The sequence below is a fragment of the Pseudomonas luteola NBRC 103146 genome (assembly GCF_002091675.1).
GTDB classification, from domain to species: Bacteria; Pseudomonadota; Gammaproteobacteria; order Pseudomonadales; family Pseudomonadaceae; genus Chryseomonas; species Chryseomonas luteola.
The window spans coordinates 41364-62910 of the sequence record NZ_BDAE01000008.1 but is presented as its reverse complement, the minus strand read 5'-3'; the positions used below and the strand labels follow the sequence as shown (position 1 = coordinate 62910).

Annotated in this window: 19 protein-coding genes; 9 read left to right on the top strand and 10 right to left on the bottom strand. The window is 55.4% G+C overall.

The features are described from left to right. Positions 1 to 41 precede the first annotated feature (41 nt). From PLU01S_RS11305 to PLU01S_RS11285, 5 genes are all read left to right on the top strand, one after another. Positions 42 to 1790: a fatty acyl-AMP ligase gene (locus PLU01S_RS11305; RefSeq protein ID WP_074825505.1), complete on the top strand. Its 1749-nt coding sequence runs from the start codon at positions 42 to 44 to the stop codon at positions 1788 to 1790. A gap of 4 nt (positions 1791 to 1794) precedes the next feature. Continuing rightward, the gene (locus PLU01S_RS11300) at positions 1795 to 2709 is read left to right on the top strand and encodes an NAD-dependent epimerase/dehydratase family protein (protein ID WP_074825601.1); all 915 of its coding nucleotides are present in this window, start codon (positions 1795 to 1797) and stop codon (positions 2707 to 2709) included. A 37-nt stretch (positions 2710 to 2746) separates the two neighbouring features. Continuing rightward, on the top strand, positions 2747 to 3010 hold the full coding sequence (locus PLU01S_RS11295; RefSeq protein WP_010798135.1) for an acyl carrier protein: 264 nt from the start codon (positions 2747 to 2749) through the stop codon (positions 3008 to 3010). Beyond that, positions 2994 to 4196, top strand: a complete 1203-nt coding sequence (spt, locus tag PLU01S_RS11290) for a serine palmitoyltransferase (RefSeq protein WP_173869069.1) — start codon at positions 2994 to 2996, stop codon at positions 4194 to 4196. The genes PLU01S_RS11295 and spt overlap by 17 nt, the downstream gene beginning before the upstream one ends. Positions 4197 to 4365: 169 nt before the next feature. Next, positions 4366 to 6075, top strand: a complete 1710-nt coding sequence (locus PLU01S_RS11285; RefSeq protein ID WP_074825507.1) for an ABC transporter ATP-binding protein — start codon at positions 4366 to 4368, stop codon at positions 6073 to 6075. Positions 6076 to 6119: 44 nt separating this feature from the next. Here the strand turns inward: PLU01S_RS11285 and PLU01S_RS11280 are convergent, their stop codons facing one another. Beyond that, positions 6120 to 6671, bottom strand: coding sequence for a GNAT family N-acetyltransferase (locus tag PLU01S_RS11280; RefSeq protein ID WP_074825509.1), 552 nt, complete (start codon positions 6669 to 6671; stop codon positions 6120 to 6122). Positions 6672 to 6739: 68 nt separating this feature from the next. After that, the gene (locus PLU01S_RS11275) at positions 6740 to 7525 is read right to left on the bottom strand and encodes an exodeoxyribonuclease III (RefSeq protein WP_010798139.1); all 786 of its coding nucleotides are present in this window, start codon (positions 7523 to 7525) and stop codon (positions 6740 to 6742) included. Between the two features lie 210 nt (positions 7526 to 7735). Between PLU01S_RS11275 and PLU01S_RS11270 the strand changes: the two genes are divergently transcribed. Continuing rightward, positions 7736 to 8431 (top strand): TerC family protein, encoded by a 696-nt coding sequence (locus PLU01S_RS11270; protein WP_074825511.1) that lies wholly within the window; start codon positions 7736 to 7738, stop codon positions 8429 to 8431. A 706-nt stretch (positions 8432 to 9137) separates the two neighbouring features. Here the strand turns inward: PLU01S_RS11270 and PLU01S_RS11265 are convergent. Next, complete coding sequence (locus tag PLU01S_RS11265) at positions 9138 to 9719, bottom strand: acyl-homoserine-lactone synthase (protein ID WP_074825513.1); 582 nt, start codon at positions 9717 to 9719, stop codon at positions 9138 to 9140. An 80-nt stretch (positions 9720 to 9799) separates the two neighbouring features. Next, positions 9800 to 10216, bottom strand: coding sequence for a DUF4902 domain-containing protein (locus PLU01S_RS11260; protein WP_083397884.1), 417 nt, complete (start codon positions 10214 to 10216; stop codon positions 9800 to 9802). A 120-nt stretch (positions 10217 to 10336) separates the two neighbouring features. Here PLU01S_RS11260 and PLU01S_RS11255 point away from each other — a divergent pair, with 120 nt between their 5' ends. Continuing rightward, a complete protein-coding gene (locus tag PLU01S_RS11255) occupies positions 10337 to 11050 on the top strand; it encodes a LuxR family transcriptional regulator (protein WP_074825515.1) in 714 nt (237 codons plus the stop codon). 33 nt (positions 11051 to 11083) lie between these two features. Here PLU01S_RS11255 and PLU01S_RS11250 read toward each other — a convergent pair whose 3' ends face one another. After that, entirely contained in the window at positions 11084 to 11782 is a 699-nt protein-coding gene (locus PLU01S_RS11250; RefSeq protein ID WP_074825517.1) for a nucleoside/nucleotide kinase family protein, read from the bottom strand. 231 nt (positions 11783 to 12013) lie between these two features. Between PLU01S_RS11250 and PLU01S_RS11245 the strand changes: the two genes are divergently transcribed. Both PLU01S_RS11245 and PLU01S_RS11240 read left to right on the top strand, forming a co-directional pair. Then, on the top strand, positions 12014 to 12988 hold the full coding sequence (locus PLU01S_RS11245; protein WP_074825519.1) for a Gfo/Idh/MocA family protein: 975 nt from the start codon (positions 12014 to 12016) through the stop codon (positions 12986 to 12988). Between the two features lie 136 nt (positions 12989 to 13124). Then, a complete protein-coding gene (locus tag PLU01S_RS11240; protein WP_074825522.1) occupies positions 13125 to 15086 on the top strand; it encodes a glycoside hydrolase family 3 protein in 1962 nt (653 codons plus the stop codon). Positions 15087 to 15219: 133 nt separating this feature from the next. Here the strand turns inward: PLU01S_RS11240 and pip are convergent, their stop codons facing one another. From pip to PLU01S_RS11215, 5 genes are all read right to left on the bottom strand, one after another. Further along, positions 15220 to 16206, bottom strand: a complete 987-nt coding sequence (pip, locus tag PLU01S_RS11235) for a prolyl aminopeptidase (RefSeq protein WP_074825524.1) — start codon at positions 16204 to 16206, stop codon at positions 15220 to 15222. Positions 16207 to 16451: 245 nt separating this feature from the next. Further along, entirely contained in the window at positions 16452 to 18416 is a 1965-nt protein-coding gene (locus PLU01S_RS11230; protein ID WP_074825526.1) for a hybrid sensor histidine kinase/response regulator, read from the bottom strand. Between the two features lie 220 nt (positions 18417 to 18636). Continuing rightward, a complete protein-coding gene (locus PLU01S_RS11225) occupies positions 18637 to 19920 on the bottom strand; it encodes a TRAP transporter large permease (RefSeq protein ID WP_010798151.1) in 1284 nt (427 codons plus the stop codon). Between the two features lies 1 nt (position 19921). Beyond that, positions 19922 to 20452 (bottom strand): TRAP transporter small permease, encoded by a 531-nt coding sequence (locus tag PLU01S_RS11220; RefSeq protein WP_074825528.1) that lies wholly within the window; start codon positions 20450 to 20452, stop codon positions 19922 to 19924. An 89-nt stretch (positions 20453 to 20541) separates the two neighbouring features. Continuing rightward, positions 20542 to 21525 carry a TRAP transporter substrate-binding protein gene (locus PLU01S_RS11215; protein ID WP_074825531.1) on the bottom strand — a complete coding sequence of 328 codons (984 nt, stop codon included), beginning with the start codon at positions 21523 to 21525 and terminating at the stop codon, positions 20542 to 20544. Positions 21526 to 21547 lie beyond the last annotated feature (22 nt).

The window sequence follows — 21547 nt, the reverse complement described above, 5'->3', positions numbered from 1 at the left end:
CGGCCCGCTGCATGCGATGTGCTGAAAGCAGGACCAAAGGGATGGCCGAACTGTACATGTCTGCAACACTAACTCAACACGGTTTACCTCAGCGCCTGGCTGACTTCTCGACGTTGTCGGAAGCGCTTGATTATGCAGCTGAAGGAGAAACAGGGCTGAACTTCTATGATGGCCGTTGCCGCCTGACGGCTGTTGTACAGTACGGTGCCCTTAGAAGAGAGGCCCTCAAAGTCGCTAAACGGCTTCATGGTTTGGGCCTTGAGCGGGGAGATCGGGTTGCCCTGATCGCCGACACCGACCTGTCGTTCATGGAGGTTTTCTACGGCTGTCAGTACGGCGGCTTTGTGCCTGTTCCGCTGCCGATTCCCTCGGGGCTAGGCAGTCACGATATCTACGTCAAGAAACTCAAGGGACTCCTCAAGAGTTGCGAAGCCTCTGCCGTATTCGCACCGGCCGAGTTAGTCAAGTTTGCCGAGGAGGCCGCTGAGCAGCCGATGCGATTCATCGGTACGGCCAAAGAGCTCTCCCTGCGCCCACTTCTAGCAGTCGAGCTGGCGCCTTCCCGTGCCGATGAGGTCGCGTATTTGCAGTACACCTCCGGCAGTACCCGTTTCCCACGTGGTGTCGTTGTAACGCAGCGGGCTGTGATGGCGAATCTGCAAGGCATTACGCGAGATGGCCTGGGCGTTCAGCCGGGTGATCGCTGCGTCTCGTGGTTACCGTTCTACCATGACATGGGGTTGGTCGGATTTGTCCTTGGCCCGATGGCGTCCCAACTGTCCGTTGACTATCTGCGGACCCAGGACTTTGCCATGCGTCCCAGGCAGTGGCTGAGTCTGATCAGCCAGAACCGCGGTACGATTTCGTTTGCACCTCCTTTTGGTTACGACATTTGCACGCGCCGTGTTCGCGAAAGCGATATGGAGCGTTTTGATTTGTCCAGCTGGCGCATCGCAGGTATTGGCGCCGAGCCTATCAGGGCAGAGGTGTTGAACCGTTTCGCCATGCAGTTCGAACGGACGGGCTTTGATCGCAAGGCGTTTTTGCCCTGTTATGGACTGGCGGAGAGCACCCTGGGCGTCAGCTTCGCGCGTCGTGATACCGGTATCCAGACGGACCGTATCAATCGCTGGGAGCTTGAGCACCACTCCCAGGCCATTCCCTTTGACGGGCCGGACAGCAACGCCAGCAGCTTTGTCAATTGTGGTGCGGCCTTGCCCGGCCATACGCTTGAAATCCGTGATGACAACGGACATGCCTTGCCCGAGCGTGCAATCGGTCGTATTACCCTGAAAGGGCCGAGCCTGATGTCGGGTTATTTCTGCGACGAAGAGTCTACCCAGGCAGTCATGAGCCCTGAAGGTGATTGGCTGGATACGGGAGATCTGGGCTATCTCTCCAAGGGTGAGCTTTATATTACCGGCCGCCGCAAGGACCTGATCATTGTGCGCGGACGTAATATCTGGCCTCAGGACATCGAGTACCTGGCCGAATGTCAGCCGGATATTCGCCCCGGCGATGTCATTGCCTTTCTTATTCCAGGGGAAGAGGAGCCTCAGGTCGTCGTCCAGGTTCAGTGCCGCATCATGGATCCGGAACAGCGTGAGCATTTTGCTCAATCGCTGACCAAGCTCATCAACAGCGAGTTTGGCCTTACCTGCCGGGTGGAGCTGGTGCCGCCTCATTCATTACCGCGTACGTCCTCCGGCAAGCCCTCGCGAGCCGAGGCACGCAAGCGGTTTATCCAGCAGATCGAGGCTGATTGCGGCCTCTCTCTTGCTGCTGGATAAGCCTTTGACCGCTCAGGTTGTCGCCCTCACGGGGGCGACAGGCTTTATCGGAACCATCTTGCGCAAGCGTCTGGTTGAAGCGAATCTCACGGTACGCGCTCTAAACCGACGCGAAGACGGCCCCCGCGACGGTGTCACCTGGATCAAGGGTTCGCTTGAGGAGCCTGATTCACTTGAGCGTCTGGTAGACGGGGCGGACATTGTTATCCACCTTGCCGGTGCCGTTAGAGGCAGCACGCCCGACCAGTTCAACCGGATCAACGTCGACGGCAGCGCCCATCTGATGGAGGCTGTACGGCGGATTGGTGCAGGCCGGCGGTTTCTTTTGATGTCTTCTTTAGCGGCTCGGCATCCAGAGTTGTCCTGGTATGCAGCCTCCAAGCGTGAGGCAGAGCAGGCTATCCAGCAACGGGCCGGCGACCTTCCGGTTACGGTATTCAGACCTACCGCAGTTTATGGGCCGGGCGACAAGGAGATGCGGCCACTATTCCAGTGGTTGCTGCGTGGCTGGCTATTGACGCTGGGTGAGCAATCCGCACGCTTGTCATTCATTCATGTGGAAGATCTCGTCCGCGCTGTGGTGGCCTGGGTCGGTGCCTCGCAGGTACACTCGGCTACCTATGAACTCAGTGATGGTCATCCTGGCGGCTATGACTGGCAGAGCATTGCCGAGATTGCTAAAAGAGTTCGCCAAGGGCCGGTGCGTAAGGTTACTGTGCCTGCCGCAGTGCTTGAGGGAATGGCACAGGTCAATCTGTCCCTTTCCCGCCTGACACGACGTGCACCCATGCTGACACCCGCCAAGGTAGGTGAGTTGAGACATCCTGACTGGTCATGCAGTAATGCAGCCGTTGAGCAGGCACTGGGATGGCATCCAAATATCCTGCTGGAGAAGGCTTTGCAAGAGCGTAGTTTCTGAAAGGCCTAGGGCATTCATTCCGTTTAGGGACTTAGTCATGACATCCCAAGAAAAAATACTCGAAAAGATTTTTGCTTACCTCAATCGCCTTGCGCCTCCCGGTACGCCTATTCATCCCGACATCGATCTGATTCAGGAACTTGGCCTGGACTCCATCAAGGTCATGGATCTTCTGATGGAAATGGAAGACGAGTTCGATATCTCCATCCCGCTCAATGTCCTGACCGACGTCCGAACCCCCGCGCAACTGGCACATGCTGTCATCGCTTTGCTGGAGCCTGCAGATGGCACTGTTCGATAAGTTCAACAAGCTGGCACAGGAACGTACCGCTCTGATCCAGGCGGAGCCCAGTCCCTTTGGTACGCGCATTGACGAAATCTATACGCCTACTGAAGGACGTATCGGGCAGTGGCGTGTAGTGCTTGCGGGAACCAACAATTACCTGGGGTTGACCTTCGATGCTGAATGCATTAAGGCTGCCCAGCAGGCGTTGGAACATGAAGGCACTGGTACGACCGGCTCGCGCATGGCCAATGGCAGCTACGGCAGTCACATGGCACTTGAAGAGGAATTAGGTGATTTCTTTCAGCGCCGCTCGGTCATTGTATTCTCGACAGGCTATCTGGCCAACCTGGGCATTATCGGCACCCTGGCGGGGCCGGACGACATCGTGCTGCTGGATGCCGATTGCCATGCCAGTATCTATGATGCCTGCCGCATGGGTGGGGCACAGGTCATTCGCTTCCGGCATAACGATGCCGCCGACCTGGAAAAGCGCATGCTTCGCCTGGGCGAAAAGGCCCGTGATGCGATCATCATTGTAGAAGGCATCTACAGCATGATGGGTGATCAGGCGCCACTCAAGGAAATCGTCGAGATCAAGCGTCGTCTGGGTGGATATCTGCTGGTTGATGAAGCGCATTCCGTTGGGGTGCTGGGCGCCAACGGCCGCGGTCTGGCCGAGGAGTTGGGCGTCGAGGATGAGGTAGATGTCATCCTGGGTACGTTCAGCAAGAGTCTGGGTGCGATTGGCGGCTTTGCAGCAAGCCAGCACGCTGAGTTCGATCTGCTTCGTTATGCAAGTCGCCCTTATATCTTTACAGCGTCACCTTCGCCTTCAGTGATTGCTTCCGTGCGTACGGCGTTACGTAGCCTGCGTACCCGTCCTGAGCTTAGAACGCAGCTTTGGGACAATGCACGACAGTTGCACAAGGGATTGTCGGCGTTAGGCTATCGGGTAAGTTCAAGGCCGAGTCCTGTCATTCCGGTCATGCTGGGTTCGCCCAAGGAGGGGGTTGCCTTCTGGGAAGCGCTGATCGAGCAGGGCGTTTATGTGAATCTGGTGCTGCCTCCTGCCAGCCCCAACGGGGATGCGCTGGTTCGCTGCAGTGTTAGCGCGGCGCATACGCCAGAACAGATCGACCAGATCATTGCTGCCTTTGCAACGCTACGTGGTGTGTTTTCGACCGTGGCGCAAGTCGGCTGACGTGTCTGCCTTACGCCGCTTTTACAGGGGTAAGGCAGATCGAAAGTTTATGAACCAAGCTATAGGCTCACAGGGATACGGAGCTGGATTACCCCTTTTGTAGTCTGGCGATAGGTCGAGCCGTGCGCTCCCTATCCAGTTAACCGAGCCCATCGCTAACGGATATACCATGCGGATTCTTTTTGCTTACGGCCGGGCTTACCCGGTGCGTACGTTTCTGATGTTGATAAGCCTGCTGCTGGCAGGTATCGCGGAAGGGGTCGGCTTGACGACCTTACTGCCGCTACTCTCCATTGCCCTGGGTGATCAGGCGCATTCTGACTTGGCCAATAAGGTCATTCATGTCCTTGGGCTGGTGGGTCTTGAGCCTACGCTGGTAACGATGCTGGTCGTGATCGTTGTTGGGCTGACGCTGAGCAGTACATTGGTACTCTTGGGTAACCGTCAGGTCGGTTATGCCGTAGCCCATGTGGCCACCGACCTTCGAATCGATCTGATTCGTGCGTTGCTGGGGAGTCGCTGGGAATATTACCTGCGTCAGCCTGCCGGTGCGCTGGCCAATGCTGTAGCGACCGAAGCCTATCGTGCCTCGACAGGGTATGAGCATGCGGCCAACATGTTGGCGCTGGTCATTCAGGCGGTTGTGTATGCCGTCATTGCGTTCATCGTTTCGTGGAAGGCAACGCTGGTTTCGCTCATCCTTGGAGGTTTTCTCCTGATGGCCCTGCAGCGCCTGGTAAAGACGTCCCGACGCGCCGGCAAGAGTCAGACCAGTCTCATGCGCGAGCTGCTGGCTCATCTGACCGATACGCTGGGGTCGGTCAAGCCGCTCAAAGCCATGGCGCGTTATGACATTGCCGATTCGCTGCTTCGCCATCAGGCAGCCGAGCTCAACAAGGCGATGGAACGTGAGGTCATGAGCCGTGAAGCGTTGCGTGCGCTTCAGGAGCCCATGCTTGCCATCCTGGCAGCCGCTGGGTTGTATGCGGCGCTGGTGGTCTGGAAGCTGCCTCTGTCGTCTGTCATGGTGCTCATTTTTCTGGTGGTGCGGGTACTGGGTCTGCTTCACAAGGCACAGCAGCGCTATCATCGGATGGCCGCACAGGAGAGCGCCTATTGGGCGTTACAGGATTCCATCAACGCGGCGCTGGCGGATGCTGAGCCCAATGGCGGCACCCGCACACCGTCTCTGAAAAGCGCTATCGTGTTCGAGCAGGTGTCCTTTCATTACGGAAGCAAACCGATCCTGAGCGAGGTGGACCTTACTATTCCGGTCGGAACATTCACCAGCCTTATAGGGCCGTCTGGCTCGGGAAAGACCACTATTCTGGATCTGATATGTGCGCTGCTGGCTGCCCAGTCTGGACGTGTCCTGATCGACAGTGTTCCGATTGAGGAGCTCGACAAGCGCCAATGGCGTCGCCTGATTGGCTATGTGCCGCAAGAAACCTTACTGTTGCATGACACCGTTCTGGCTAACGTTACGCTGGGTGATCCCGAACTTACGGCTGCTGATGCCGAGCGGGCGCTGAAGCAGGCCGGAGCATGGGAGTTCGTGGAAAAGCTCACGGGCGGTATGAATGCTGTCGTAGGGGAGCGGGGCGGACGTCTTTCGGGTGGGCAGCGTCAGCGTATCGTTATTGCCCGTGCCCTGGCGCATAACCCTCGTTTGTTGATTCTAGATGAGGCTACCAGTGCGCTAGATCCTGAGTCCGAAGCCGCGATCAGCCATACCCTGAAAGCGCTGACTCCTGGTATTACCATAATTGCCGTATCGCACCGGCCTGCACTGATTGATGTGGCCGATCAGGTGTATCGCCTGTTCGAAGGGCGGCTGACGCGGATCAAAAGCAATGAACTCGACGAAGTAGCGCATTGACCTCTAACACGGATGCCGTCCGGTCTGCCCCGGAGGGCATCCGTTTAGACGCTGATTGCCTCACCTTGTGGGCTACAGGTGAGACGATAGAACATCATCATTTCGTCTTCCGTTTTCAAACCTAGTGAAGCGGGTTTAGAAAACAAATACTCGAAGCCGCTCTTGACCAGAACCCTGCCTGAGGCAGGATTGCGCGCAAGGTGATTGCCGCGCACCTCAATCAGGTCCAGCGTTTGAAAGCCAAAGTCTGTAATAGCCTTGCAGGCTTCGGAGCCGTATCCCTGATTCCAGTAATCCACGCCGATCCAATAGGCAACGATAGCGCGTCGGTCACGGATGTGATTCAGCGAAATGACGCCAATCAGCTGCTCTGTCTGTTTCAATCGAATGCCAAAGGCAGCCAGCTCGCCGGCTTCCCAGCGAGCGATGTGAGTAGCGATCCATGATTCGGCCAATCCATCGGGATACGGATGGGGAATGTGCGCCGTTACATCGGCAATCAAGGGCGAATTGGCCAGCAACTGAATGCGTGGCGCATCACTTGGCAGGAGCGGGCTTAATAGCAAACGGTCCGATAGGAGGGTAGGCTGAGTCACGGTCTGTTTTGCGGCGATGGATAGATCCCGAATGTAGCATGGTGTCCATGACCGGATCGTGTCTTCGACTATGGAGCCTTGAGCGTAATCCAGGTAGGAGCGTGATCACTGGCATGGGGCTGGTCACGTACCCAGCGGTCTACACCGGCATCCAGCAGGCGTGGCGCGAGTGATGCACTGAGCAGGAGATGATCGATACGCATGCCCGAGTTTTTCTGCCAATGCTGGCGGAAATAGTCCCAGAATGTATAGATGCGCTCGTTAGGGTGGCAGGTGCGCAGGGCATCGGTCCAGCCTTGTTCTAGAAGCTGCTCGAAGCAGGCTCGGCTTTCCGGTTGCAATAACGCATCTTTCTGCCAGGAGCGCGTGCTATAGATATCCTCATCTGTAGGAATGACATTGTAGTCGCCCGCAAGAACGACCGGATGACCACTTGCCTGCAGCTGGGCAGCATGAGCATTTAGCTTTTCAAACCAATCCAGCTTGTAGTCAAATTTAGGACCTGGTTGTGGATTGCCATTGGGAAGATACAGGCAACCCACGACGACTCCATGAGCGACCGCTTCCAGATAACGGCTCTGGGGGTCGTTCTCATTACCCGGGAGGCCGCGTCGACTTTCCTGGGGCGTTTCGCCCTTTGCCAGGATAGCCACTCCATTCCAGGACTTCTGGCCCTGCCATAACGCACCGTAACCGGCATTCTGGATCTCATCGACAGGAAAACTGGCATCAGCCATTTTCAATTCCTGCAAACACACAATGTCAGGGGATTCACGGTGTAGCCATTCGAGCAGATGAGCACGTCGTGCCTGCAGGCCATTCACATTGAATGTGGCGATTTTCAGCGGTTCCAAAAGAGCTCCTTGTAGCGGTAATGTCATCCACGATGCGTTGTAGGGATAGGCGTATGACCTCGGCAGCAGGCGTTCTTTCCGGTCGTCTGCACTTCTTCATGAAACCTTTGGATACATTGAGGCTCCACAAGGGGTGTAAATCCTCACCGGCAGACTTCGCGTGTTCTGGCTCGGTACGTTGCGGCTGTCCTTGTTTCAAGGGAGATAATATTGAATGAGCTAATGAATAATCCTGATCTTTGGCTTGCTGTTGGACAGATCATCCTGATCGATATCCTCTTGGGTGGCGACAATGCCGTGGTAATTGCACTGGCCTGTCGAAAACTGCCCGAGGCGCAGCGAAATAAAGCCATTCTGGGTGGCGCGCTCGGTGCCATCCTGCTCAGGATCGTATTGATCTTTTTTGCTCTTGAATTGCTGACGTTGCCTTATCTCAAGCTAGTTGGTGCGCTGCTGCTCGCCTGGATCGGTATAAAACTGATGCTGCCCGAGGGTGAGGACGAACATGCTGATTTAAAGGCAAGCCCGAAACTGCTGGGCGCTATCTGGACCATTATCGTGGCAGATGCGCTTATGAGCCTGGATAACGTTGTGGCGGTGGCAGGGGCGTCCCATGGCCAGCTCGAACTGGTCATTTTTGGAATCGTGGTCAGCATCCCGATCATTATTTGGGGGAGCAAGCTGGTGTTGCGCCTGATGGAGCGTTTTCCAATCATCATCAAATTGGGCGCGGCGCTGTTGGGCTGGATTGCGGGTGGAATGGCGGTGGCCGATACCAGCCTGCCTGCCTTGCCTTCATGGGCGCATTACGCAGCAGGTGTAACAGGCGCGCTGATCGTTGTCGCGATAGGTACGTTGCTGGGGCGCTATCAGCAACATCGTGCGCTACGGTCAGGTGGTGCTTAAGGTGAGGTTAGCCTGGCGCCTGATAAAGCAGGCACCAGAAGTATTCACGAGAACGTGATAAGGCCGGGGATATCAGAGAGTGATAACCAGAGAAATGCAAGACCAGTGGTAAGAATCAAGAGAAAGTAAAAGACGCGCATGGCGAAAGCCTCTGAACATACAGGCACGCAAGGGCGAAGAAGCAAGCAAACATTGCAGCCTGTTAAAGATGACAAGAAGAGAGCAAAGGCAGAATCCAATTATAGATAATGCGGTGCTGTTGTCATCTGCGGTTCGCTTGTTTTTAGAGGGGATGAACGAGGGACGGGGGTACTGGGGTGTAGGGGTAAGCCTTGGGCTGTAACTGAAAAGATCCGGACCCGCCTTTATGGCGGAAGACAGGCCCGGATAAGAGTGCCTATTCGCGTGCTGCTGTCGCTGCGTTATCGGCGATCAATGAAATCAAGGCGTTCTGCTGACGTCCAGGAAGACGGACGACAAATTTGTCTGCTGTACGGCTGGAATAAGATCTGATTGCCTGAGTCATGAGTTTAAGTCATCTAAATGATTGGGAAGCGTATATTCAAGGTCAAGCTGGCTTTCAGGTGTTGAAAGGCAGGGATCACCTGATGTGTTTTTAAAGCCAAACTAGGGCCTTTTTATCAACGTCCTTTTATTGATTGGTCTATCCATCTTTTTATTAAGCACGCATGGCAATCAGGTCGTTTTATTGAAGACCTAATGCATTTCTTGTCTGGTTGTCGATTTCTATCCAGAAAGCGACGACCGGTTTGTTATCAATAAGATGTGGTTTGGAAATACGGTGAATATTCAGGCCGGCACGTTTGAGTAGTCTTTCGTTGCCCACGGCGGAAAAAGCGATCAGGCGGTGCGCTCCCCGAGCACTTGCAGCATCAACTACCTTTGACATCAAAGCGATGTTGTTTTGCCATGATTGCGCAGCGGTTAATACTTTATTTTTGGGGGTGCTCAAGGCAAAGCGAGACAGCTCCCAAATATCGGAAGAATGCGGTAAGGCCGCGCCTTCCATTAGTTCGGGGAAGACTTCACCCAGCAGATACGGTTTATGGGTAGGCAGTAAGCGGGCGCAGCCACAGACTTCGTTGTTGCTGTCATGTGCCACTACATAAAGGGTGTCTTCACGGTCGAACTCATCTTGTTCGTTACCTTCCTGACACTCGAGAGGCCAACCCATCTTTTCAACAAAAATGTTGTATCGATATACCGAAAGGGCCTGTGCCATGGCCGGTTTTAAATCTTTAACCGTCCCTGTTACCATATTAAGCATATCGCATCTCCGTAAGTGTCTTTACTCCATTACAAGAGAGCGACGTTTTTTTGGACAGCTGCCCATCTGGACAGGTCTGCTTATAAGGTGACTGGAATTCCGGACTGCCAGTTTTGTCGAGAGAGCCAGGATATTAGTAGTTCTTCTGTAGCCCGTGGTCCCAGATCGTAACCGGTTGCACATCGCAGCATCAGATTGGTGCTGATTCCACCGGGAGCAAGGTAGGGGCTTCCAATTGAACTTTGTCTGAACCAGGTCCAGCCAATGCTGATGGAGGGTGAATGTGTCGTACTGGCCCATTCGCAAAATCCGGCAGAAGCGGCGTCTATTCCAAGGCTGTGCAGCTCTTCGACGAGATCCATGTCCATCCAGGCCATGTATTGGTAAAAGGTGACGTCGCTGAACTCCTTGTAAGACATGCGGATGAAATGATCTGGTGCTAATAAAGACATGGCAGCGCCCTTGGGATGCGACGAAAGAATACCTAAATCGACCAAGATTCATCACCTTACAAGTTGTTTCGCAATAATTAAGTCATCACCAATAGATGATGGTACGGAGCCTGTTAGAAACAAACCACTGCCCATTTGGGCATCTTTTACAAGGGTTGAAGTAATGTGAAAGACTGGCGTGAGGATTATCTCTCTTTATGCTCCGCGGCTAAATCCGAACATCAATTGTTCAGTGAGCTTGGAAAGATCATTTCAGGTCTGGGGTTTCAATTCTGTTCTTATGGCCTTCAGGCGCCACTTCCTGTTTCTAGCCCAAAAATAGAACTTCTTACAACATTTCCTGATGCCTGGAAAAGTAAGTATGTAGCTAATAATTATTACTGTATCGACCCAACCGTACGGCACGGTATCCGGGAACAGTCCCCTCTGATCTGGTCAGCGGAGCAACCAGCGGTGGAGCATGATTTCTGGGAAGAGGCGATGCAGCATGACATTCGGCATGGCTGGTGCCTGTCGTCGCGAGGGCAGTTTGGGACGATGGGGCTATTGTCGCTGGTTCGTTCTTCGGAAAAACTTACCGTTACAGAACTCGACGAAAAAGAAGCCAAGCTTATATGGCTGACTACGCTTGTTCATTCTTCAATGGTGCGTTTTCTGGCTCCGAAAACCATGCCTGAATGTACGAGTGAACTAACTTGCCGTGAGCGGGAAGTTCTCAAATGGACAGCCGTAGGCAAGACGTATATCGAAGTTGGACTGATTCTTAATATCGACGAGCGTACCGTTAAGTTTCACTTGGTAAATGCCATGCGGAAACTTCATGCATCCAATAAGGCGGAGGCGGCGGTCAAAGCGTCTTTGTTGGGGATGTTATTCTAGTGACTACTGCCTCAAGGGCCTGTCTGAAACGCATCAGCCAGGTCCTTGATTCATTACGCAGCTCACTGACCGGGCCGGTCCATCAGACCAGGGAATCTGAAGATGGGCTCGATCCTTGTACTGGTCGATACGCAGAGCGTTGGGCTCATCGGTCTGCTCAACCCAGGCCTGAGCAGCTTCGCGGCTTCGCCCAAAATGCATATGGCGCTCGATCAGCCGGGTACGGCGCTCATCAGGGTCGACAGCAACGTACCAGCACTCGTCGAACAGTTCGGCCACGGGTTGCCAGGGGCCCTCATCAAGTAGCAGATAGTTTCCCTCACTGATGATCAGCGATACTTCGGATGAGACTGGAATCGATCCGGCAATGGCTTCCTCGATGTCACGATGAAACGAGGGCGCGTAGACCGTTTCGTCTGCCTGCTGGTGCCTGAGACGCTCCAGCAGGGCCCGGTATCCATACACATCGAATGTATCCGGTGCCCCTTTGCGTTTCGCGCGGCCAAGGCGAGCCAACTCCCGATTGGCCAGATGAAAGCCGTCCATGGGTACGACCAATGCTCGCGTGCCCAGCTCAGCCGCCAGCAGATCTGCCACGGTCGACTTGCCAGCACCCGGTGGGCCAGCGATTCCCAGCAGGCGACGACCACCTTGCTGCAAAAGGGCTTCGGCCCGCTCGATAATGGGTTTAGGTAGGGAGAGGCCCGCTACCGGGCGTTGGCTGCTGGTCATCGTGGCTCGCTTCTTGTTGCGGATGGATTGTCTATGCCGAACGTGCTGTATGCCTGGGCAGACGGTTTGTCACCGCGCCGTTACCAACTAACAGTTCGCAGCATAGGATGCAGTGACTACTATTCCGACACACCTGTTTTATACGGTAGTCCTGAGTCTGCGTGGTCGTATCGCACGAAGACAAGAGAAAAAGGTGCCGAACCTATTGATTCCTTGAACGGGAGAGAATTTATGGATGTTGTGCGCTGGGGAATGATTGGCTGTGGGGATGTGACGGAGCGGAAAAGCGGGCCAGCCTTTTACAAGGCGCCTGGCTCTGCGCTGGTAGCGGTGATGGGCCGCCGTGCCGAGGCAGTCACCGATTATGCGGCGCGTCATGGCATTGCGCGGATATACACCGATGCGCAAGCCTTGATCGATGATCCAGACGTGGACGCTGTTTATATCGCAACGCCTCCCGACAGCCATCATGCCTACAGCATGCAGGTGGCCACCGCAGGCAAACATTGCTGTGTCGAAAAGCCGATGGCGCTCAGCAGTACGCAGAGCGAGGAGATGCAGCAGGCATTCGACAAGGCGGGTCGCCATCTTTTCGTATCGTATTACCGTCGGTCACTGCCCCGGTTTCAGCGGGTACGCGAATGGTTGACGCAGGGCCATATTGGCGAGGTCAGGCAGCTGACCTGGAGCCTGATAAAGCCACCTTCGCAAAAAGATCTGGAGCAGCAGGCCAACTGGCGAACCGACCCGGCTGTCGCAGGGGGTGGATACTTTGCCGATCTGGCCAGTCATGGCCTTGACCTTTTCCAGTACCTGTTGGGTGATATCGTGGCCGTAAGCGGTTTCACCGCAAGACAGGCAGGGCTCTATGCGGCGGAAGATGCAGTAGTTGCAAGCTGGCATTTCTCATCCGGCGCGCTCGGCATGGGGTGCTGGAATTTTGTGGCTGACCGCCATGAAGATCGAGTCGAAATCATTGGCAGTCGGGGGCGTATTCTCTTTTCAATATTTGGCGATGAACCGGTCCGGCTGGACGCTGAAGAAACTGTCAGCGAGTACATCCAGCACCCTGAGCATATCCAGTGGTACCACGTGCTGGGTATGAATGCGCATATTCGAGGTGAGCGTGACTACGCTGCGCTGGCGCGGGAAGCCGTCAAGACGGACAGGGTAATGGACCAGATTCTGGGGCGCGCCAAGGCATAGATAAGCTTGTTGAAATACCTGCGCCAGACAAATCGGTGCGGTTAGCAAGCGGATTCGTAAAACCTGCTCTATAGTTCCAGTGCCCTAGATCATTAGTGCGCTACGTTAACCAATAACAAGGAAAAGAGAGGGTTCGATGAAAAAGGCCGCTGCTTTAATCAGCTTAGCCACACTGGCGACAGGAGTCTCGGCGCAAGGTATTTCTTCGCACGGTGTAACACTTGAGCAGAAAGACCTGCCTGTACTAACGGTGGGCGGCTTGCAGTTCAAGGACATGAACCGTAACGGTCGGCTGGATCGTTACGAGGATTGGCGACTGCCTGCCGAGGACCGTGCCCGCAACCTGGTCACCTGGATGACGCTTGAGGAGAAGGCAGGCGCCATGATGCATGGCACCTTTCCGACCGTAGCGGATGCCGGTGGGCTGGGTGGCGGTGCCGTCTATGATCAGGAGGCGATTGCCAAGACGATCGAAACCAAGAAGGTAAACACCTATATCACGCGCCTGGATACAGACCCCGAGAATTTCGCCAAACAGAACAATGCGCTGCAAGTTCTGGCTGAACAATCGCGGCTGGCGATTCCCCTGAGCATCAGCACCGACCCCCGTAACTCTTTCCTCTACACACCAGGCGCCAGCAACCAGTCCGGTTCGTTCTCCAAATGGCCGGAAGCCTTGGGGTTGGGCGCCATTGGGGACGTTAAGGTCGTCAAAACCTTCGCCGAGGTCGTACGCGATGAGTATCGCGCGGTAGGCATCAACGTGGCGCTATCTCCGCAGGCGGATCTCTATACCGAGCCGCGTTGGCCCCGTGGCAGTGGTACCTTCGGACAAGATGCCCAGTTGGCCAAGCGTCTGGTTCGCGCCTATGTTCAAGGCATGCAGAATGGCAATTTCCTAAACCCTGGCAGTGTGGTGACTGTGGTCAAGCACTGGGTAGGCTATGGAGAGGCGAAGGATGGCTGGGACAGCCACAATGCCTATGGCAAATACGCGGACTTCTACGGCAAGGACATTCGCCAGCACATTGTTCCGTTCATAGGGGCATTCGAGGCGAATGTAGGCTCCGTCATGCCGACCTATTCGATTCTGCAGAACGCCTCTCACCAAGGACGGCCGATCGAAGAGCAGGTGGGAGCAGGATTCAATCGCTTCCTGTTGCAGGATCTCCTGCGGGACCGCTATGGCTTTAAGGGCGTCGTGGTGAGCGACTGGCTGATCACCAAAGACTGTAACGAAGCTTGCCAGAACGGCAGCAAGCCGGGTGAGCCGTTCTCGCTGGGAATGCCCTGGGGGGTCGAGTCGCTGACAGAGCTTGAGCGTACCGCCAAGGCTATCAACGCCGGGGTCGACCAGCTTGGCGGAGTGGATGACAGCAGTCTTGTAGTAAGTGCGGTCAAGCAGGGGCTCGTTTCTGAGCGTCGCGTGGACGAGGCGGTCACCCGCATTATGAAGCAAAAGTTCGAGCAGGGGCTCTTCGAAAATCCGTATGTGGATGAAAGCAGGGCCGCCGAGGTTGTAGGCAGTGCAGAGCATCAGCAACTGGCAAATGACGCGCAAAAGAACTCGCTGGTACTGCTGAAGAACAGCAAGTTGCTGCCTATTGGCCAGGGACGAAACGTTTACCTTTATAACGTCGATGCCACGGCGGCGCAAAAAGCCGGCCTCAATGTCGTGGATTCGCTGGACAAGGCTGACGTTGCCATCATGCGTTCCTCAGCGCCTTACGAGCTGTTACATCCGAACTATCTGTTCGGAAGCACGCAGCATGAGGGTTCGTTGGACTACCCGGAGGACAATCCAGACCTTATCCAGATCAAGGCTGCCAGCGCGAAAGGTGTACCGACCGTTGTAAGTGTGTACCTGGATCGTCCGGCCATATTGACCAAGCTTCAGGGAAAGGTAGGCGCCCTTATCGGCAATTTTGGTGTGTCTGACGAGATCCTTCTGGACGCAGTGGTCAATCCGACCCGCTTCAAAGGCAAGCTACCGTTTGATCTGCCGCTTTCCATGGAACAGGTAATCAACCGTCACTCCACCAACCAGGAAGGCAACCGCAAACCTCTGTACCCGATGGGGTATGGATTGATGTTCTAACTGCTCTCTGGAAAGGTCTGCCGTGTGGTTGCCAGTGCGGCAAACCCTGCCAGCAGCCTCGACCACGCCACAGGTCTTGTGTGGCGTGGTCTATTGCAAGCGCTCCAGCGGTATCTGTGTCGTGACAGAGCTATCAAGGCTGGCGGAAGTCGCCGGTCTTCTTGAAGACCTCGAACGCCTGGATCAGCCCACTCAGCGTTCCGGGTTCCATTGGTGAGTGGCCTGCATCAGGCACCATGTTCAGCACGGAGCCTGGCCAGGATTTGTGCAGCCGATAGGCAGCATGAGGCGTTGCGATCATATCGTGCCCACCTTGCACAATGGCGCACGGCAGGTGGTTGATACGGTCAATGTTACGAAGCAACTGGTCATCTTCCAGAAACATGCTGTGCTTGAAGTAATACGGATCCAGGATACCCATGCCCATCATGGTCGTATCGTCAGCGGCTTGCTCTTCAACGCCTTCAGGATCATGGCGCAGCAGCGCACAGCTGCCGGAATACTTTACCCAGTAACGGGCTGCCTCCCTCCGGATGTCTTCGTCTTCGGAAATCACCCGCTTGCTGTAGGCTTCCAGCAGATCACCTTGTTCTTCTTCTGGCAGCCATTTGACGAAGTCTTCATGGACCTTTGGGAAAAACAGGCGCATACCGTAAACGAACCAGTTGATCTCATCGGTTGTGCCCAGAAAGATGCCACGCAGGACAAAGCCTAAGCAACGCTCAGGATGGGCTTCACCATAAGCAAGTGCCAGGGTGGTTCCCCATGAGCCGCCACAGACAAGCCATTTGTCAATGCCGAGCATCTCCCTCAAGGTCTCGATGTCGTCGATCAGATGCTGGGTCGTGTTGTTTTTAACCTCGGCCAGGGGAGTGGAGCGTAACGCGCCACGCTGATCGAAGAGGATGATGCGGTAATAGTCCGGGTCCCAGAATTGGCGCTTGGAGGGCGGGGCCCCTTCGCCAGGCCCGCCGTGCAGATAGACGACGGGTAACCCCTCAGGATTGCCGGACTCCTCCCAATAGAGTTGATGGGTGTCGTCAACCTGAAGCATCCCGCTTCGGTTGGGATTCTCGATTGGAGGGAAAATTGAATAACAAACTTCACACTGAGCATCCATAGATAACTCCGCAAGACAGATTTAATGCTCTATTCGACTGTGCGGCTTCCTGCTGAATGTGAGGCGATACTTGCCATGTCAGGTTAAGGCGAATGAGGTATGAGCTGAGAAGGGGGTGGTAATCCAGATCAGGTTATTGATTCGGATACGTTTTATAGGAGCTGTTTCGCTGGTGTGGAGTTTCTATTGAAAGGTATCGAGCCGATGGAAGGCCGGGTGCGCGATGGCCACCCGGCGTGGGAGCATCAAGCCGAGGCTATGGCGTCCGGACGCATGGCCTGATCAATGGCCCTGGCCAGCTCTTCCAGGCGGAAGGGCTTAGCTAGCTTGTGCAGATCAACCGAAAGCGTCGCTGGCAATTCGGCATAGCCTGATGCGAGCACTATGGGAAGCTCCGCCCAATGAGCCCGTATGGCCTCTGCCAATTGAGTGCCGCTCATGTAAGGCATGGCTTGGTCGGTAATGACCAAGTCCACAAGAGGGTATGCCTTCCTCAATATATCAAGCGCCTGGGCACCACTGGAGGCCTTGTAAACGGTGTTTCCCAGGTCTTCCAGCATGGCAGCGGTACTGGTCAGAACAAGTGGGTCATCGTCTACCACCAGGATATGAAAGGTATTTTCGGGTTTGTCTGTTGAGGGCGTGGGTAGGGAGTCGTCAGTGGTCTGCATGCCTGCATCAGATACGTGTGCGGCGGGTAACCAGATTTCGGCTGTAGTACCTTCGCCCAGCCGGCTTTTGAGAATGAGCCTGCCACCGGATTGTTCGGTAAGGCCGTGCACCATGGACAGTCCAAGCCCCGTTCCCTTGCCGATGCCCTTGGTGGTAAAGAAAGGCTCCATGGCGCGGGACAATGTGTCTTCATCCATTCCCTGGCCGGTGTCCTGTACCGATAGGCAGACGTAGGCCCCCGGTTTCAAGTGGCTGGGATGGCCTTGGGAGATCAGTTCATCACGGGCCGAGATGATGATGGAGCCGCCCTCTGGCATGGCGTCTCGTGCATTCATGGCCAGGTTGAGCAGGGCCAGCTCCAATTGATTGGTGTCGGCGTGGGCGGGTCTGAGAAGCAGCGGAAAGCGGGTTTCGATCTTGATCGACGGGCCCAGAGAGCGCTGAAGCAGTTCGGCCATACCGCGGACCAGAGTAGGCAGTTCAATGGTCTCCGGATTCAGTTCCTGACGGCGTGCGAAGGCCAGCATGCGCTGGGTCAAAGACACGCCTCGCTGTGCGCCCTGGATGGCATTGTCGAGCAGCGGTGTAACCTTGGGATCATCCGGCACACGCTTGCGAACCAGCTCAAGGCAGCCAATGAACACCATGAGCAGGTTGTTGAAGTCGTGGGCAATCCCACCGGTCAGCTGGCCCAGGGCTTCCATCTTCTGTGACTGGAACAGGGCCTCCCGGGCTTGCTCCAGAGCCAGGTGGGTTTCCCGTTTCTCGGTGATGTCACGGGTGACCTTGGCGTAGCCGAGGAGGGTGCCGTTGTCGTCCCTTATTGCATCGATGACAACATTGGCCCAAAAGCGTGTACCGTCCTTGCGGATTCGCCAGCCTTCCTTTTCAAAACGACCCTCACGTTGAGCCGTTTCCAGCCCCTGATGCGGCAGGCCTGCTTCCCGATCTTCAGGGGTGTAGAAGCGTGAGAAATGCTGACCGATGATTTCCTGTGGGGTGTAGCCCTTGATCCTCTCGGCACCGGCATTCCAGCTGGTCACCTGACCGGTCGGGTCCAGCATGTAGAGGGCATAATCGGAGACGCCTTGAACCAGCAGGCGGAACTGCTCTTCACTTTTTCTCAAGGCGTCTTCCGCCGCCTTTCGCTCGGTAAGGTCGCGCGTCACCTTGGCAAAGCCCAACAGCGTGCCTTGTGCGTTACGGATAGGGTCGATTACGACATGCGCCCAGAAGCGTGTGCCATCCTTGCGTACACGCCAGCCTTCCTGCTCGAACCGGCCTTCACAGCGGGCCTGCTCAAGTGCCCGACCGGGCAGGCCGGTCAGCAAGTCCTCAGCGGTATAGAAACACGAAAAGTGATGGCCGAGGATTTCTGCTGTCTCGTACCCTTTGAAGCGGCGAGCGCCGGGATTCCAGCTTGCTACGAAACCGTCCGGATCCAGCATGAAAATCGCGTAGTCAGAAACGGCTTCCACGAGCAGACGATACTGCCCCTCATCGATGAGAGCGGCAGGCAGCCGTTCGGCATGTTGCATCAAGGCATCCTCCAGGTGGGGCTTTATCGTTCTTATAGGTTCAACAGGCTCAGGCCATTAATGCAGGCAGTAACGTACTGAAAGGCTATCAATAATGGCACGTTCACTATAGAAAAAATTGCAGGGAAACGAAGCGAATTGCAGGGGTGATCCGATGAGCTGCCAGTCGGCAGTAGAGAGGGGCTGCTGGTCTCGATGAGACCAGCAGTCATGCGATGGTTCAGTTACCCATCAGGCTGGGCAGGAAGAGAGAGATTGCGGGGATATAGGTTACGGCCATCAGGGCAGCAAACAGGGCTACATAGAACGGCAGCAGCGCCTTTACGGTTTGCTCGATAGTCACCTTGCCTACAGCTGCGCCCACGAACAGCACGCCGCCTACCGGTGGGGTGATCAGACCGATACCCAGGTTGACCAGCATGATCATGCCGAAATGCACGGGATCTACGCCAATGGAGATCATGACCGGTAACAGGATAGGCGTCAGGATCAGGATTAGCGGAGCCATATCCATTACCGTACCCAGGATCAGCAGCATGATGTTTACGCACATCAGGATTACATAACGGTTTTCCGAAATGGTCATGAGGGCGCCGGTGATCTGTGCCGGAATCTGCATGAGCGTCATGATGTAGCCAAAGCTTGAGGCAAAGGCAATCAGGATCATCACCACAGAGACCGTACGTACGGTTCGATGCATGAGCTTGGGCAGTTCATTCCACTTGTAATCGCGGTAGATGAACATTGTCACGAAGAATGCCCACAGTACGGCAACCGCAGCAGATTCCGTTGCTGTAAAGATGCCGGAGATAATGCCACCGAGAATGATCACCATGGTCATCATGCCCCAGAGCGCCTCGACGCAGATCTTCAGCGCCTGCTTCATGGGAATGACTTCACCTTTGGGATAATTGCGCTTCTTGGCGAAGAACAGGCACATCAGCATCATGATGGCGCTGAGCAGAAGCCCCGGTCCAATGCCGGCGATGAACAGCGAGCCGATGGAAACAGTGCCACCCGCAGCCAGCGAGTACAGGACGGAGTTGTGGCTGGGTGGAGTCAGCAGCGCCTGAACCGAGCCGCTGACCGTAACGGCAGTGGCATAGTCACGCGGATAGCCCTTCTTTTCCATTTCCGGAATCAGTACCGAGCCTACCGAGGCGGTATCCGCCAGGGAGGAGCCGGAAATTGCACCAAAGAAGGTCGAAGCCAGGATGTTGACCAGCGACAGCCCGCCGCGAATGAAGCCTACCAGTACGTTGGCACACTCCACCAGCCGCCGCGACATACCTCCTTCGGCCATGATGGCCCCCGCCAGTACGAAGAAGGGAATGGCCAGCAGGGAAAACTTGTTGATACCCCCAGCCACCTGAATCATCAGCGCATCGAACGGAATATCAATCCACCAGGCACCGACGAGCGCCGCTAGGCCCAGTGCGTAGGCAACCGGCATGCCCAGCAGAATCAGCAGTATGAAACTGCCTAATAATACGAACGCGTCCATATCAGGCAGCTCCTTCAGCGGCTTCTTCTACCGTGTCGTATTGCACGACGCGGCGATGGCTTTGATCACCAAAGATGATTCTCTCGAGTACGAACCAGAGCGTCAGCGCGCCTCCGATGGGAATAGGGGAATAAGCAATCCCTACCCGGAGCCAGGCCAGGTCACTGGTGAACTGGTACCAGGTCGCCATGCACAGCTTGATACCCCAGATCGTCATGAAGAGGCTGATGGCAGTCATCAGCAGATTGACCAGAACGGCATCGTATTTCTTGAGCAGTGGCGGAAGACGATCGGTAAACATTGCCACAGCCATGTGCGCACCGGCACGGTAGCTGGGCGCTGCGCCAATGAACGTGAAAATGGACATGAGCAGAATGGCGATAGGCTCCGGCCAGGATGAACCGGTTCCCATTACGTAACGGGTAAAAATACCCCACGGAATGATGAGCGAGATGACAAGAATTGACAGGCCCGCTATCCAGACACAGAGGGTATAGATGACATCGTTGACACGCAGAAGAGCATGTTTCATGAAAAGCTCCGAGCGGCCGCATGCTCGCTGCGAGAAGACCTCGGAGCGAGCAGGGCATGTCAGGTTGTTGTTGTAATGGCCGTCAGGCCTTATTGCACCGCTTCAACACGCTTGACCAGCTCGGCGAATTTGGGTCCGTACTGCTGGCTATATTTTTCACGTACCGGCGCGGTGGCGTCATAGAAAGGCTTGCGGTCAACTTCGATAAACTCAACGTTGGCAGCTTTCAACTTGGCGACACTTTCCGCGTTGTACTTGTCCCACAGCTCACGCTCTTCCATCTGCGCTTCGCGTGCAGTTTTCTTGACCAGCGTCTGTTGATCCGGCGTCAGCTTGTTCCAGGTGGCCTTGGACATGACCAGCATTTCCGGCAGGATCAGGTGACCTGTCTGGGTGTAATACTTGGCTACCTGGAAATGGTTCTGCGTAACCATGGTAGGCGGGTTGTTTTCCGCGCCATCAATCACGCCGGTCTGCAAGGCGCTATAGATCTCACCGGTTGCCATCGCAATACCGCTGCCGCCCATGGCGTTCAGGGTGTCAATGAAGATCGGGTTGCCGATTACACGGATCTTCATGCCGCCAAGGTCTTCTATCTTGCGCACCGGCTTTTTGGTGTACAGATGGCGAGTACCGCCATCCATCCAACCCAGGGCCACGAGATTGAAGTTGGAGTTGGTTACGGTATCCAGCAACTCCTGGCCTACCTCACCATCAATCACTTTGCGCATATGCGCTTCGTCGCGGAAGACGAAGGGCAGGTTGAACACGTTGACTTCCGGCACTACCGGGCCTACCGAGCCGATGGAAATGCGAGCCATCTGAATCGCGCCCAGCTGAACCTGCTCGACTACTTCCTTTTCGCTACCCAGGACGCCGCCGGGGAACATGCGAATGCTGAGTTCGCCGTCGGTCTCCTTCTTGAGTTTCTTGCCCATGTTGTCGACGGCAACGACCGTCGGGTAGCCCGCCGGGTGAACGTCCGAAGACTTCAGGGTGATATCAGCCAGTGCGATCGCGGGAGTCAGAAGCGCACAGCATGCAGCGGCCAACAGGTTACGTTTGAAATTCATGAGATAACTCCTTAGTACATCT